The organism is Flavimaribacter sediminis (assembly GCF_019492055.1).
Classification (GTDB): domain Bacteria; phylum Pseudomonadota; class Alphaproteobacteria; order Rhizobiales; family Rhizobiaceae; genus Flavimaribacter; species Flavimaribacter sediminis.
Map to the genome: position 1 here is coordinate 120,986 of NZ_JAICBX010000003.1, position 15,185 is coordinate 136,170.

At 59.6% G+C, this 15,185-nt stretch carries 8 protein-coding genes; 2 read left to right on the top strand and 6 right to left on the bottom strand.

The annotated features are described in order from the left end of the window. Nucleotides 1-70: 70 nt before the first annotated feature. The 3 genes from K1W69_RS16265 to K1W69_RS16270 form a co-directional block, all read right to left on the bottom strand. Nucleotides 71-1,432: an erythromycin esterase family protein gene (locus K1W69_RS16265; RefSeq protein WP_258571145.1), complete on the bottom strand. Its 1,362-nt coding sequence runs from the start codon at nt 1,430-1,432 to the stop codon at nt 71-73. Beyond that, nucleotides 1,419-2,096, bottom strand: a complete 678-nt coding sequence (locus K1W69_RS27080) for a phosphoribosyltransferase (protein WP_258571146.1) — start codon at nt 2,094-2,096, stop codon at nt 1,419-1,421. Before K1W69_RS27080 ends, K1W69_RS16265 begins: the two co-directional genes overlap by 14 nt. A gap of 134 nt (nt 2,097-2,230) precedes the next feature. Next, nucleotides 2,231-2,827 carry a TetR/AcrR family transcriptional regulator gene (locus K1W69_RS16270; RefSeq protein ID WP_220229486.1) on the bottom strand — a complete coding sequence of 199 codons (597 nt, stop codon included), beginning with the start codon at nt 2,825-2,827 and terminating at the stop codon, nt 2,231-2,233. Nucleotides 2,828-2,950: 123 nt separating this feature from the next. Here K1W69_RS16270 and K1W69_RS16275 point away from each other — a divergent pair, with 123 nt between their 5' ends. Continuing rightward, nucleotides 2,951-3,829: a crotonase/enoyl-CoA hydratase family protein gene (locus K1W69_RS16275; RefSeq protein ID WP_220229487.1), complete on the top strand. Its 879-nt coding sequence runs from the start codon at nt 2,951-2,953 to the stop codon at nt 3,827-3,829. Nucleotides 3,830-3,889: 60 nt separating this feature from the next. On the opposite strand, the gene K1W69_RS16280 is transcribed toward K1W69_RS16275, so the two are convergent. The 3 genes from K1W69_RS16280 to K1W69_RS16290 form a co-directional block, all read right to left on the bottom strand. After that, entirely contained in the window at nt 3,890-11,365 is a 7,476-nt protein-coding gene (locus K1W69_RS16280; RefSeq protein WP_220229488.1) for an autotransporter outer membrane beta-barrel domain-containing protein, read from the bottom strand. Between the two features lie 757 nt (nt 11,366-12,122). Continuing rightward, entirely contained in the window at nt 12,123-12,848 is a 726-nt protein-coding gene (locus K1W69_RS16285) for a helix-turn-helix transcriptional regulator (RefSeq protein ID WP_220229489.1), read from the bottom strand. Nucleotides 12,849-13,237: 389 nt separating this feature from the next. Beyond that, nucleotides 13,238-13,690, bottom strand: coding sequence for a GatB/YqeY domain-containing protein (locus K1W69_RS16290; protein WP_220229490.1), 453 nt, complete (start codon nt 13,688-13,690; stop codon nt 13,238-13,240). Nucleotides 13,691-13,984: 294 nt separating this feature from the next. Between K1W69_RS16290 and carA the strand changes: the two genes are divergently transcribed. Next, the gene (gene carA / locus K1W69_RS16295; protein ID WP_220229491.1) at nt 13,985-15,178 is read left to right on the top strand and encodes a glutamine-hydrolyzing carbamoyl-phosphate synthase small subunit; all 1,194 of its coding nucleotides are present in this window, start codon (nt 13,985-13,987) and stop codon (nt 15,176-15,178) included. Nucleotides 15,179-15,185 lie beyond the last annotated feature (7 nt).

Here is a 15,185-nt window from a genome sequence, read left to right on the forward strand (position 1 = left end):
CGTCTATCAGGCGGGGCGGCGGCTCACCATTCAAATAGTCCAATCTTCCCACTATTCCACATGACGGATTTCACAGTCCGCTGGGATAGGTCTCATCCAGTTCGCCCTGGCGCCAGTGCGGCGTCGTGTCCAGAGGCTCGACCGCCTCCGTGACATCGTAGTGCAGCAGGAAATCGAACTGCTCCGGAAGACAACACCGGAAATAGTGACTGCTGCGTTCCGTCTCCGGACGATAGATCACGCCGATCGCCCGCTCGAGACGCGGGACCATGAGCATGTCCACGGCCTCGTTGTCCTCTCGCAGATCCATCAGAAACTGCTTGTGGTTGACGTGATGGAAGACTTCTTCGTAGCTGTCGGGCATCGGATCGCGGACTGTTTTGCGTTCAACCGGCGCGTCCCAGCCGGAGGCGGCCGTCACGGTTCCACGGCACGTCGAAAATCCGATCAGCAAGGCCTCGTCGCCCATTTCATGTTGCACAAGCTGGCCGATATTGAACTCGCCGCGCGTGGACATGTCCGTCGCACCGGCGTTGCCGACATGCGAATTATGCGCCCACACGACGATTCGCGCCTCCCGTCCCAGCTGATCGGAAAGATGCCGGTCCAGGTCCTGCAGCGTCTCGAACATATGCTGGTCACGCAGATTCCAGGAATTGGGGCGGCCGCGGAACATTGTGCGGTAATATTCCTCGGCGTTGCGGACCAGCTTCGCATTCTGTTCGGCGCAGAAGAATTCGTCCTCGGCGACGAGACCGTCCGCCTCCATGTATTCCCGGGCCTTTTTGCGCAGTTCGACCAACTGCGCAACAATCTCGTCCTCGCAGTCTTCGGTTATGCCGAATTCGATTGCACGGCCGTAGGATTGGGGATTTTCGGCAAAATGGTCGAGGCAGGAATAGCGGATGCGTGCGCGCATTGCGGCTTCCGGGTCCGTCTTGTCGAGATAGTCGATGACGGCGTGCGCCGATGTGCTCATGCTGTAGAGGTCAAGCCCGTAAAATCCGACGGGCCTGCGGCCTTCTCCCGCATTGGCGTTCTGCATGTTGAAGGCGCGCAGCCAGTTGACGAAATGCAGAACCTCGATATTGCGCCACATCCAGGTGGGAAACCGCTCGAAATCGGCGAGCGCCGCTTCCGGCGAAACATTTGACCCTGCAGAGCACACGTGACGATTGACCGTATAGGCGTCCGGCCAGTCCGCTTCCACGGCCACGGCGTCAAAGCCCAGTTCGTCGATCAGTCTTTCGGTAATCTCGGCGCGAGCGCGGTAGAATTCCCGGGTGCCGTGCGACGCTTCGCCGATCAGAACATGACGACAATTCTGCGCCGCGCTGACGATCGGATCATAATCAAGCATGGCGCCGCCGATCGGACATGCATGTCTACCGATGGCTTCAACGAGTACGCTGTCGATATCAGTTTTTGTCATCCGGACGCACCTCGCCCGTTCTCCTCGCCCTGCATTTGTTCAGCAGGTCCACCACCAGTGTATCACCGATCTGCGAAAAGTCTGCATACCATTGCCCAACCCCGTAAAACGGATGCGGCGTTGCAAGGCATACGACCTCGTCGGCCAGCGCCAGCAGTTCATCCCTTGTGGATGACGCGCCGACCGGGGCCACCGCGACAATCCGTCCGGCTTCGGCCTGTCTCAGCGCAGCGATCGCCGCCTTCATGGTGGCGCCCGTGGCAAGGCCGTCATCCACCACGATCACGGTCTTGCCTTCGACAAGGGGCGGCGGGCGGTCGTTGCGATAGCGTGTGTTGCGCTGACGGATCAGTTCGCTCTCGCGGGCGACGGCGTCCTCAATCGCATCGTCGGAAATATTCAGTTCCTTGACGATGTCCCTGTTGAGCACGCGGATATTGCCCCAGGCGATCGCGCCCATGGCCAACTCCGCATGGCCAGGGACTCCAAGCTTCCTGACCAGCAGAACGTCGAGCGGCAGGTCCAGGATCCGTGAAATCTCGTAGGCGACAGGGACGCCGCCCCGTGGAAGGGCGAGAACCACCGTGCCCGGTTGTCCGGCATAGTGCGACAAGGCTCCGGCCAGCCGCTTGCCGGCGTCATGCCTGTCCTGCAACAGTTCCATATTGTTCCTCCTCCTGCGCTTACTCCCGGGTCACGCAGGGAACTCCGGTCCCATCCCCACTATATCACACGCACAATTTGCGGATTTGATGATGATCAATCGCCCTTGTCTCCCCGCGCGTCCCCCATGCCGTTTCAGCCGTGATGGAATCTGTGACGGATCAGAAGCCTCAATTGTTCGGAATAGTCTTGCCGCATGGCGGCATGGACTTCCTTGCCGAACATCTGTGTCAGCGTCGGCTCGGACACGACGAAATAATTGATCGATCCGAGGAACTGGTACACCAGCGCCAGCGCCCGGGCTTCCGTCAGGTCTTCCTCCAGGGGAATTGTCCTGACTATGGAAACCAGCGAATCGAGAAACGGCTTCAGATACCAGTTGCCTGCCTGTTCCGCCCGCGCGCGATTATCCAGAAGCTCCCGCATCAGGATTTGCGCCTCCTCGGAATGGGCAAGCTGCCGGTCCAGTATGCCGGTCATAAGCGCTTCGAGCTGGGCGAGAGGGTTCGTCACATGGGCCCTGGTCCGGATGATGTCGCTGATAATGCCTTCCGCAATGCCTTTCAGGATCTCGCCGTAGAGCTTTTCCTTGCTGCCAAAATGATGCAGCAGAGCCTGTTTGGTCAGGCCAATCTCATCTGCAATATCGGCGATGCTGGCGCCATAGAAGCCTTTTGCAGCAAAGCATCGCCTGGCGCTTTCAAGCAGCTGTTCGCGGGTGTTCTTGCTCATGGCGCATACCGATCGGTATTTTCCAAAAATTCATTCAGTGGCTAGAATAATATAGATTTATTGACTTTTCCAACAAGAAATGCCAATTTCCTTACCAATCGGTAAGTTCGCTTGGAGGAAACCGTGCCGGAACTTGTAAAATATGGAAAAGACGGGGCTATCGCCACGATCACGCTCAACAGGCCGGAGAAATTCAACACGCTTCGCGCCGATGTGCTGGACGAACTGGACGGGGCGTTAAAGGCCGCCAATCGCGACGACGCGGTGCGCGTCATTATTCTGGAGGGCGCAGGCGACAGCTTCTGCGCCGGGTTCGACTTTTCGAACGGCCTCGAACACTATGAAGCGCTGATGGAGGAAAATTACGATCCCGGAATGGACGTCAATCTGGTGACCAACCAGTACACCAGCTATATCCCGCAATTCATGGGCATCTGGCGGGGCTCGAAACCGGTCATCGCCAAGGTGCACGGCTATTGCGTCGGCGGCGGATCGGAAATGGCGCTCTGCGCCGATCTGGTGATCGCGTCCGACGACGCCCGTTTCGGCACGCCCTATTCGCGGGTCTGGGGCTGTCACCTGTCAGGCATGTGGATCTATCGTCTGGGGCTCGCGAAAGCCAAATATTACGCGCTGACCGGCGAATGGATCAGCGGCAAGGAAGCCGCCGAAATCGAACTGATCAACTTCTCCTACCCGCTGGAAGACCTCGACCGGAAGGTCGCCGAACTGGCGGACAAGCTCGCGACAATACCGCTGACGCAATTGCTTGCGATGAAACTCATCGTCAATCAGGCCTACGACAATATGGGACTGCAAAGCACGCAGACGTTGGGGCCCATCCTCGATGGAATCATGCGCAACACGCCGGAAGGTCGGGACTTTGTGCGTGTGGCGAAGGATGAGGGCGTCAAGAGCGCCGTCGCCCACCGCGATGGTCCGTTCGCCGACTACAGCCAGGCGCCGCCGGAACAGCAACCGCGTCGAAGAAGCAGCCTGTAGATACAGAGAAACCGGACTCCCAAAGGGCCCCGGCGTCTCTTGTCGCCATGTCTTCCCAGGTCAGAAGTTGACCGAGAATTTGAGCTGTCCGCCAAGGCGTGTGGTGGTTTCTGAGAAACTGCCGCCCACCTGAGCCCGAACGGCTGTGTTCCGGGTGGCGAGCACGTCCAGGCCAGCCGAAAGATCCAGATAGGTCTGGTTGAAGTTCGCCGTCGACGTGAAGTCCGGAATATAGGACGGCGAAGCCTGGAACTGCGCAGTCGCACTCGGCGATGCGTCGCCGAGGAACTGGGTGACGCCTGCCGATACTGTCGGTCGGATGATTACGCCCGATCCGAGCGTAAACTGTGCGCCGATGTCCAGGCCAGCCTGCAGGTTTGTGTAGACCTCGTCGCTGCCCTCTATCCGCAGAGCGTAGGCGTTGTCGCCGTATTCGTTGTAGTCGCCCGTCGACAGATAGTCGAACCCGATGGCCCCGCGCGGCCGGACATACCAGTCACCGATTTCGATCCTGCGCGACGCTTCCAGCTTGCCGCCGATCAGACCCATGGTCTGGGTGGCGTTTAACGGATTGCCAAGGAACGGATTGCGGTCGTAGTCGTAGGAACCGATGCCTCCGGTCACGATCCCTGACAGGTCGAGCAGCGAGAACTCACGAGTAGCCGCGAACCCCACCCGGAATTGCTGGCCGTTGCCGCTGGCCGACGCCTCGGCGACCGACAGCGAACTCGATTCGAACGAGAAGCCGCCGCCCACCGTCCAGCCATTGTCAAGGTCACGCTCGCCGCCGCCGGCGATCTCCCAGGCATGATGGTTGTATGCGAGGCTGTCGGAAGTCGCGCCGCCTTCGAGGTTCTCTCCTTCGAAGGAAACCCAAACGCAATGGTCATCCTGCAAATCTCCCTTGAAGAGACCTTGGCAGCCGAGCATATCGTCCCGAAAACCGACAGAGGAAAGAATATTAGCGACCTGATTGTCGACCAGAACCTCTGCGCCAAAGCTGTCCAGCGCGGCGACATAGGTTTCGGCGTTCTCGATAGCGATCAAGTGTCGGAACTCTGTGTCATGGTAATGTTCAGAGACATACAGCGCATGAAGGGTCGAGGCGATCTCCTCCTGGTTGGAATTCGTTTCGGCCAGAATATCCTCATTGGCGAAGTGTAAATCGCTATGCAGATGCAGGTTGCCGAACGCGTCTTCGACGAGCGCATATTGCCCGACCGCCGATGTGATCAGCTCTAGTTCGTCATAGACAAGCGCGCCTTCAACGCTCAGCAGGGACAGCACCTGCTGTCCGACAACAGGCGACCAGTCTTCGGCCAAAAGCACCTGAATCACGCCGTGAATTTCGGCGTCGCCGTTGATGACGAGATTATCCAGGCGCTGGAGTTCATTTTCATGACCGGGATCAAGGGTGAGGACAATCCTGCCCGTGCTGCCCTGCGTAAAGTTTCCTGTGATCGTCGACATAGCCACGGCGCCCGCTTCGCCAAGTTCCAGCACGCCGTGGTTCACAAACGTATCCACGTTCATCAGTTCACCGGCATAGATCTCGCCGTCCGACTGGTTCACCAGGTGGATCTCGGAGGCCTTCAGCCAGTTGCCTATAATCGTGCCGTTGTTGGTGACGCTCACCGAGGTGTCCTTGACGTTGATCGCCACGCCGTCAACGCCAAGCACCGATGTGATGGTGCCATTGTTGACGAGGGTGTTGTCGTCGGTGCCGTTTTTGATAAAGACGCCGGCGCCGTCTTCGCCGTCGGCGTAAGCCGTCGCCTTGCCCCCCTGGACCGTCGCGCCTACCGCGATCGTCACGGCGATCTTGCCCATGCCCTCGCCGACGCTCTGGGCGAAAATGCCATGCGCGCCTTTTCCGGACACGATTATGTCGCCGGAAACATCCACCGAAACCTTGGTGGCGCCGGATATGCCTGCGGAAGGTCCGCCGGCGCTCTGGGCAAAGATGCCGTCAGACCCGACGCCGGTGGTGGTGATGGTTCCGCTTTCGTAGACGACCGATACTGTGCCGCCCATTCCGTCGCCGCCGCCATTGCCGATATAGACCTCGGGATCCGGGGTGGATGTTCCGTCAGCCTGACCTCCAACGCCGCCGCCGCCGCCAACAGACTGGGCGAAGATTCCGACGCTGGCGCCGCGATCCGTAGTGATATCGCCATTGACTGTGACAGTAACGTCGCCGCCGTCTCCGAAGCTGGACACGTCGGATGTCGACATGCCGTCTAGACCCGTGCCGTAGTATTCGGACGGACCGAACTGGACTGAGCCCGCATAGCCGCCGCCGCCGCCGACCGACTGGGCGAAGATACCGAAAGAGGCGACGTTGTACGCTGCGTCGGTGTCCATCGCCGTGGAAATTGAACCGCTGTGGGTCACTGTCACATCGCCGCCGTCGCCCGAGGCTTGTCCGCTGCCGCCGACGCTCACATCGCCGTCCGCGCCTTCAAGGGCGCCAAGCACCGTGCCGCCGCCGCCGCCGATGGTGTAGGAAAATTGCACCGCCGCCAGCACATCATCGGCAGTGAATTCGAAGTTAGAATCACCGCCGCCGCCGCCAATGGACTGCGCGAAAATGCCGATGGCCCGGTCTCCCGCCGTTGCTATCGACGCCCCGCTTTCATTGATCACCGAAACGGCGCCGCCGTCGCCGGCCGCTTCGCCGTCGCCGCCGATCGTCAGGCTGTGGTTGTCCTCTCCGGAAGCCGAGCCGGCCGAGCCGCCGCCGCCGCCCACAGACTGGGCATAGATGCCGTAGCTGCCGTTGCCGCTCGTCGAGATGCTGGCGCTGTTGGTGACCTCGACGTCGCCGCCATCGCCGCCGGCGCCGCCGCTGCCGCCGATGGACAGCGAATAGTCGGTCCAGGTTGTGATCTTGGTGTATGGATCGTCGTCCGTGGCGTCGCCATAGACCTCGTCGATGTCCTCCAGCGTCTCGTTGGTCGTGAAGGTGTCGAAGCCAGGTGCTGCCGAACCGCCGTAACCGCCGCCACCGCCGACGGATTGAGCAAAAATGGCGTGACTTGCGAGTCCCGTCGTTTCGATCGAGCCCTCATTGGTCACGGTCACGTCTTCGCCGTGGCCGCCCTCGCCGCCGGAGCCGCCAAACTGACCGGTGAAGGAAAATTCCGTCGAGCCGGAGTCCTCGTCGTCATCATCGCAATTGGCGTTGGCGAGCGCCACGACCGTAAAGTCGCAAATGCCCGACACGCTCAGCGAATAGTTCGAAGCCGAACCGCCGTCTCCGCCGCCGCCGCCGACCGAATGGGCGAAGATGCCGTGCGAGTTCATGCCGCTGGTCGCGATCGTGGCCGTGGCGCCGTTGGCAACCTCGACCTTGCCCGCGAGCGCGCCGTCGCCTGCCGATCCGCCCACGGCGATATTGACCGAGGCGCTGACGGAACTGCCCTCATCAGCATCGTCTTCGCCGCTTGCCGATTCAAGCGATGCGTCGGCTATGATGTTGCCGCCGCTGCCGCCCGAGCCGCCATTGCCGCCCACGCTCTGGGCATAGATACCGGAAGAACGGCCGCCATACGTAGTGATGACACCATCGTTCTCGACGGACACGTCGCCCGGAACCGCGCCTCCGCCGCCCGCGCCGCCGACTGCAATGCTCACGTTCGCGTTGTTGTCGCTTTCGTCCTGCAACTTGAGCAACACATTGTAGGCGCTGCCGCCGCGGCCGCCATTGCCGCCGACCGCCTGCGCGAAAATGGCATGGCTGTCGTCTCCCGACGTCGTCACGGCGACGCCCTCGGCGTTGGTCACGGCAACATCGCCGCTGCTTCCGCCGCCGCCGCCTTCTCCACCGACAGTGACCTGAACATTGACGGTTGTGCCGGATGTGGCGACATTGGCGGTTCCCGAATAGGCTGACCCGCCGGTCCCGCCCGAACCGCCGACGCTCTGGGCGAAGATGGCCGTCGAACCAAAGCCCTTGGTCACGACATCAGCGTAGTTGTAGACAGCCGCATTCTGGCTGGCGCCGCCTGATCCCCCATCTCCACCGACGGTGATATCCATGCTGCCGGCCGGGATGTCCGGATTCAGACTGACTGTTATCCCGGCTTCGGCGGCGAAACCGCCGGCGCCGCCATTACCGCCGATGCTTTGCGCGACAATGCCCTCGGACAGGGAGCCGTATGTTTTGACGGCGCCTGTATTTGTCACCTCGACATAGCTGCCGGCGCCGCCGTTTCCACCGTCGCCGCCAAGCGTAATGGACGCATTGCCTTGCGAGACCAATGTCGAGGACATCGAGCCGCCGCCACGGCCGCCGCTCCCGCCGACGCTGGATGCCGAAATCCCCGGTGACAAGTCACCCGATGTTCTGATTTCAGCAGCGTTGTCAACCGATGCGAACCCTGCAGCGCCACCTCCGCCTCCGGCCCCGCCGACGGAGATGTTGACGGAAGCGGCGCTGGCGACGCCGCCGCTGAAATCGAACCCGCCGGAACCACCCGAACTCAGCGCGACGATGCCGCTGCTCATGTCTTCATTGGTTTCAATGAGATTGCCGGTGGCGACGACCTTGACATCACCCGCCACGCCCCCTGAGCCGCCATCGCCGCCAAGCGAGACGCCCAGACTGCCGGCCGAAATCGCGCTGGCGGATATCGCGACGCCGCCGTCGCCCCCGCCGCCGCCGAGGCTCATCGCTTTGATGCCCGCCGAAAACGATTCCGTTGTATATATCTGATAGTCAGTTGAGACGACGGTCACATCGCCTGAACCTCCGCCGTCGCCACCCTGGCCGGCGAAGGCCAGATTGATGGACTCGCTCGTAAAGCCGCTGACGGCCGCCGAAAGATAGGCCGCGCCGCCGCTGCCTCCCACGCTCTTGGCGATGATGCCGCTGGAACTCATGCCCTGGGTAATGATCCTGCCACTTGAATAGACGAACACCTCGCCGCCGCTTCCGCCGTTCCCGCCGTCACCGCCAATGGCCAGATTGACCGCGCCGGTGCTGACCACCGAGCCTGAAATCGTGGTTCCGGAATGGCCGCCACCGCCGCCGACACTGGACGCGACGACGCCGGAAGAGCCATCGCCGTATGTTTGCAATCTTCCCGCATCGATCGTGCTGTCTCCAAGCACAGTCGAACAATTGCTCGTATAGGACGTATCGGTGCCGCGGCAGACCGTCACAACACCGCCGTCGCCGCCATTGCCGCCGTCGCCGCTTTCGCTATAACCGACATTGAACGTAAGCGCGCCCACACTGCTTGCCACGGCGATTGAGGTGCCGGCTGACCCGCCGGCGCCGCCGGTGCTGTTCGCCAGGATGCCGATCGAATGATCGCCGTTGGTAATAACGCCGCCTTGAATGCCGACCTGAACGTCTCCGCCATCGCCGCCGCCGGCCCCGTCGCCGCTGAGCGCAACCGAAACGCCGGTCGCCACGCCGGCCGAAAGCGAAAGCGCGTTGCCGCCGTGCCCGCCGCCGCCGCCGACGCTCTGGACAACGAGCCCGTTGGACATGTCTCCCCCAGTGCCGAGATAGTAAAATTCGCCGCCTGTCGCATCCATCGCACTGGCGTCCGTGTAGGTCGCGTCACCGGCGTCGCCGCCCTTGCCGCCATCGCCTGCAATGGCAAGCGAGAATTCGGCGCTGATCGAAGTGGAACTCGAACCCTTGCCTCCGCTGCCGCCGATGCTCTGAACAAGAATGGCGTCCGAATGATCTCCGCCTGTATAGATCGTTCCAGCATTTTCGACCGTGACGTCGTCGGAGGTTGCTCCGTCTCCTCCGTCACCGCCAATCGCTAGCATTCCTTTCGTCGAGGCGCCCGATCCGCCGCCGCCGCCGACGCTCTGCGCCAGAATCCCTTCCGAGTATTCGCCATAGGTCGTGATGTCAGCAATATTGTAGACGTCGACCGTAGACCCCGAACCTCCCAGTGCGCCGGACCCGCCGACGGCGTAGATCCCGTTGGCGCTTCCGCCGTCCCCGCCGCCGCCGCCGATACTCTGTGCGAAGATACCGCGGGAGCGGGCGTAGTTGGTCGTGATCGTAGAGGAATATGCCTCGACGCTAACGGCGCCGGCCTGCCCTCCGGCAGACCCTGTGCCACCCAGCGTTTCAATCCCGTCACTTGACGATCCACTGCCGCCGCCGCCGCCAACGCTTTGCGCAAAAATGCCGTCGGAATGGTCGCCCCAGGTTTCCAGGGTTTCACCATCCAGAATGACTTCGACTGCGCCCCCCGTTCCAGCGCTGTTTGAACTGGCCCCGTAGGCAACGACGCCGGTGGCGGTGCCTCCGTCGCCGGCAAATCCGCCCACGCTCTGCGCGACGATCGCATCTGAATCGCTGCCAACTGTGTACAGGTCGCCTGTCAGATAGACTTTTACGTCGCCGCCATTGCCCGAACTGGCGCCGTCGCCGCCACCGCTTTTCCCCACCGTGGTGCTTGCGTCGCCGCCATCGCCGCCCGCGCCGCCATAACTGCGCGCAAGAATGCCTCTTGCCTCACCGGTGGAGATCGACACACTGTCGGCGGCGGTCAGATCAACCGTTACGTCGCCGCCAACTCCGCCGGACCCGCCGTCGCCGCCATGGGCATTGCCGGCGTGATTTGTTGAGTCTCCTCCGTCGCCGCCGTCGCCCGCTACGGACTGAATAATAATCGGCGTTGCTTCGTTGACATACGCCATGATCGTTGCGCCTTCACCCGCCTCGAACACGACGTCGCCGCCATCGCCTCCTCGCCCTGCATCTCCACCGTTGGAAACATAAGCATCGTCGCCGTGGCCGCCGTCGCCTCCATCTCCTCCGCTTGAAGAAACGAATATCGCGTCGACACTTCCCTGATTTGGCTCCATGTCGAAATATCCCGAAACGGTAATCTGGATGTCGCCTCCGTCACCCCCGTTTCCGCCGTTTCCGGCATAGGCTCTATAAAGAGTCGTTGCCTCCGCGGCGCCGCCGTCCCCGCCGAGACCTCCCTGACTTATGATATCCAGCAGTTCGCCACCATCATATGTTTCGTTAGACAGACTATTGCGCGTTGCAGAGAAATTCATCAGATCCAGCGTGATGTCGCCGCCGGCGCCGCCTGTACCACCGTCCCCGCCATAGCCGTTCGACGACCCCCATGCGAGGTCGGACCACCCTTCAGCGCCATTTCCCCCATCGCCGCCCCAGGCGTAGGCCCAGATTGCAGTTGCGGGCACAGAGGCCGTGACATCGCTTATGGTGATCATCAAATCACCGCCTTTTCCGCCGTCTCCGCCGTTATGACCACGCCTCTCCCCACTGCCCTTGTTTCTGGAAGGAGACTCCCCTTCCTCACCGTGGGAATAGAGTTCAAAAGCCAAATATTCGGCGACAGTCACGGTGAAAGGCGTCTGTGCCTGATCGGTATTGAAATCCAGAGTCAGATCCGCTCCGTCGGCTCCTTCGTCGAAAGGTGTACTGCGAATTGTGAAAGCGTTGTGCCCGGTCAGCGAATCCCCGCTCAAATCCTTGACCGTCACGGTGATGGAGTCGTGGGCGTAGTATGGCGAAACATACACATATCCGGGTTTGCCGGTGCATACTTCAACCAGCGCATTGTCTGAATCGGTTGTCGAACAACTCGCATCTCCCGTGGAAGACGCCGGCCCTGCCAGAACAAGCATCCAAAGCGAAGATACAAGGATCGCGGATCCCGCGCGGAAGATATGTGAAGAAGAAACCGACCTGCCGTCAGAACTCCGGCGGAAGAACGTATCCAACATTGATGTGCGCCCGTATTCGTAAAACAAAATTGAAATATGAGAACCGGACCAGAACATCCGATGGACTTCACATTTCAGTAAAAATCAAACAGCAATAATAAATCTATTAGTTGCATTTCTTTCCGAATCTCGGGAAGCCGTGCAACAAACATATTGAGTTGATATGAATATCCGAAAATCGGTGGAGATACATATCTTTGTATTGTTTTTATTTGTTTTTTATATGTGCCGCGCCACGAATATTTGACCGAAGCACCCTTCAAAGCCTCTTGATAATGCGATCAACACCTGGGAAGGTCATTGCACATTGATATGCAAAAAAGCAATCTAAAATTGTATTACTTTGGACAGTTTTTCCACGCAAATCGACATTGCGACACAGGCCTGGAGTTCGACGCGGAATTAACAAATGCATCGTCCGTCCGCGTTTGCCTGTCACAAACAAAGACGAACCGGATTGCCCGGCTGGCTAACGGCTCACCGCAATCGCCGCCGGCAAAGAGCCTCTATAGTCAGGAGAAAAAAAGCGGTCCGCGCCATCGGAAAATCGAGTTCAGATCCATCCTTCGCGGATGGACTGGGCGACGGCCTGGATGCGGTTGACGGCGTCCAGTTTTCTGGCCGCGCTCACGAGGTAATAATTGATCGTGTGTTCGGACAGCGACATGATCTGCGAAATCTCGCTGCTGGTCTTTCCCTCGGCCGACCAGCGCAGACACTCGAGTTCGCGCTGCGACAGCGGCGACTCCTTGCCCTCGGCCAGATGCCGGTTGATGGAACTCATTCGGTCCTGGAAATATGTGCTGATCAGAAACAGTTCCAGGAATTCCGCAGTCGTCAGATCCTCGCGCTCTCCTGAAAAAGACACGCAGGCGCGATTGCCCAGATTATCGCAGACAGGAAACAGCGCACTGTATCCAAGGCTGTAACGTTGCAGGAGCTCGTTCAGGGATTCACTGCCGGAAAGCAGGTCTCCGCCCGCCGGCTTGTTACTGACATTGTAGACAAACGGAACGCTTGTGCTTCGGATCATGGAAATCAGCGGACCACTGTCGATCAGATTCTTTTTCTCAAACTGAGTAATCAGTTCCGAAGGCCAGTTCGTCGCCAGATTGTGTTGCGGAAATCGACGCGGCTCGTTTTGCGGGATGATGGCAACCGAATAAAATTCGAACCCGTAATACTTCGAGACACCTTCGAGGAACCGCGAGACATCGACGTCATCCTCCAGAGTCCCGAACTTGCTGGTGACGTTTTGGAGTATCTCTGTTGCTGGCATATTTGGTCTGCTTACAATTTATGGACAGGTTTAATAAAACTAAAAAACATACTTCGACACAATCAGACCACTATGCAATCATCTTGCATCTGAACGCCATCTCCCCAAGAGAACCGGCGCGAAAAACTTAACCGCAACTTTCATCAATACTCAAGAAACGATTATTATGTATATAATATGGCAATCACAAATTAGTACGGACAATGCGCTGAAACTTGTAACGATCAGACAATCAAAGATTGTAAAAAGGCCGCGCACTTCTGTCAACAAGCTGCAAGCCGATTGAACCCGCCGCAACAGCGCTCAAAAAAATCGCCCGACTTTGCAGCCGGGCGACGTACGACGCCGACCTGAGACGCGCGGACGGCCCGGTTTAATAAAACTGCTCCCTAATGTTTAAGCATGTCCTTGACCATCCCGGAGGCCTTGGAAAAATCCATCTGGCCGGAAAACCGCGTTTTGAGCGTGTTCATGCATTTGCCCATATCGCGCAGTCCCTGGGCGCCGGTCTCCTCCACCACCCGGCGACAGGCCGTCTGAACCGCTTCGTCGGAGAGTTGCGCGGGAAGAAAGGAGCGTATCACGTCCATTTCCTCGCGCTCCTGTTCGGCCAGTTCCACGCGCGCCGCCTCTTCGTAGATTCGCGCGGATTCCTCGCGCTGCTTGATCATCTTCGACAGAATCTGCAGGATTTCTTCATCGCTGACCGGATCTTTGCCAGTGCCGCGATTTGCGATATCCCTGTCTTTAATGGCAGCAAGAATCAGCCGAATCGTAGAAACCCGACGTGTGTCTTTTGCCTTCACCGCGTCTTTCAAAGCGGCTGTCAACATGTCTCGCATTCAGTTTCTCCTGCATTTCGCCGCGCACCATAGTTGGACGAGATAGCGATTGCAAATGTTTTGAACTCGCCTAACTAGTTGATATTATTTGCTATTATTTCAACGCGCAAAATTCCGGCACTGGTGTTCCGATCCTTCGCGCCGTCGGCCGGCGGCTCCCAGCATTAACACTTTTGTTCCGATGGCGGCAATTCAAAGTTTCCGCGCGGCCTTGAGAGACAGCCGGCGCGGACTTGAACATCGCCGCTCTTACCTTTATCTCGCGGCAGATTGCAGCTCTAACGGACAAAGTTCATGACAACGGCCTGGCCAAAGAAAAAAACCACCGCACTGCTGGTGCTCGCAAATGGAATGGTCATCGAGGGCCATGGGCTGGGCGCGGTCGGCGCGGTCGAGGCGGAAGTCTGTTTCAACACCGCATTGACCGGCTATCAGGAAATCCTGACTGACCCGTCCTACGCCGGTCAGATCGTCACATTCACTTTTCCGCACATCGGCAACATCGGCGCCAATGACGAGGATATCGAGGATCTGACTCCGGCGGCTCATATCGGTGCTGTCGGCGCGATTTTCAAGGCCGACATCACGGAACCGTCAAATTACCGCTCGCGGCAGCACCTGAACGATTGGCTGGCGACCCGCGGCGTCGTCGCCATGTCCGGCGTCGACACCCGCGCCCTGACCGCATGGATTCGCGACAACGGCATGCCCAATGCGGTGCTCGCACACAATCCGCAAGGCGAATTCGACGTCGAAAGCCTGAAGGCGCGCGCCGCCGCATGGCACGGTCTGGTCGAACTGGACCTTGCGAAGGACGCGACCAGTGGTCAGTCGTCACGCTGGATCGAACGCCCCTGGGTCTGGAACGAAGGCTATGGCGAGGGCGACGATGACGGCGCGGTCCATATCGTGGCGATCGACTACGGCGTCAAGCGCAACATATTGCGCCTGTTTTCCGGTCTCGGATGCCGTGTCACCGTCGTTCCGGCGACGGCGACCGCGGAGGATATTCTGGGTTTGAAACCGGACGGCGTCTTCCTGTCAAACGGGCCGGGAGATCCCGCCGCCACCGGAGAATACGCCGTTCCGACGCTGCAAAAGCTGATGGAAAGCGACGTACCGATCTTCGGCATCTGCCTCGGCCACCAGATTCTGGCGCTGGCGCTTGGCGCCAAAACCGCCAAGATGCACCAGGGTCACCACGGCGCCAATCATCCGGTCAAGGACCACACGACGGGCAAGGTGGAGATCGTCTCCATGAATCACGGCTTCGCCGTCGATGGAAATTCGCTGCCGGCAGGGGTCGAGGAAACCCACACCTCGCTTTTTGACGGAACGAACTGCGGCCTTCAGGTCGTGGGCAGGCCCATATTCTCCGTGCAGCATCACCCGGAAGCGTCGCCGGGTCCGCAAGATTCGCACTATCTGTTCCGGCGTTTTTTGAACCTCATCCGCGAGAAGCGCGGCGAGACTGCGCTGGTCGAATAGACTGGTT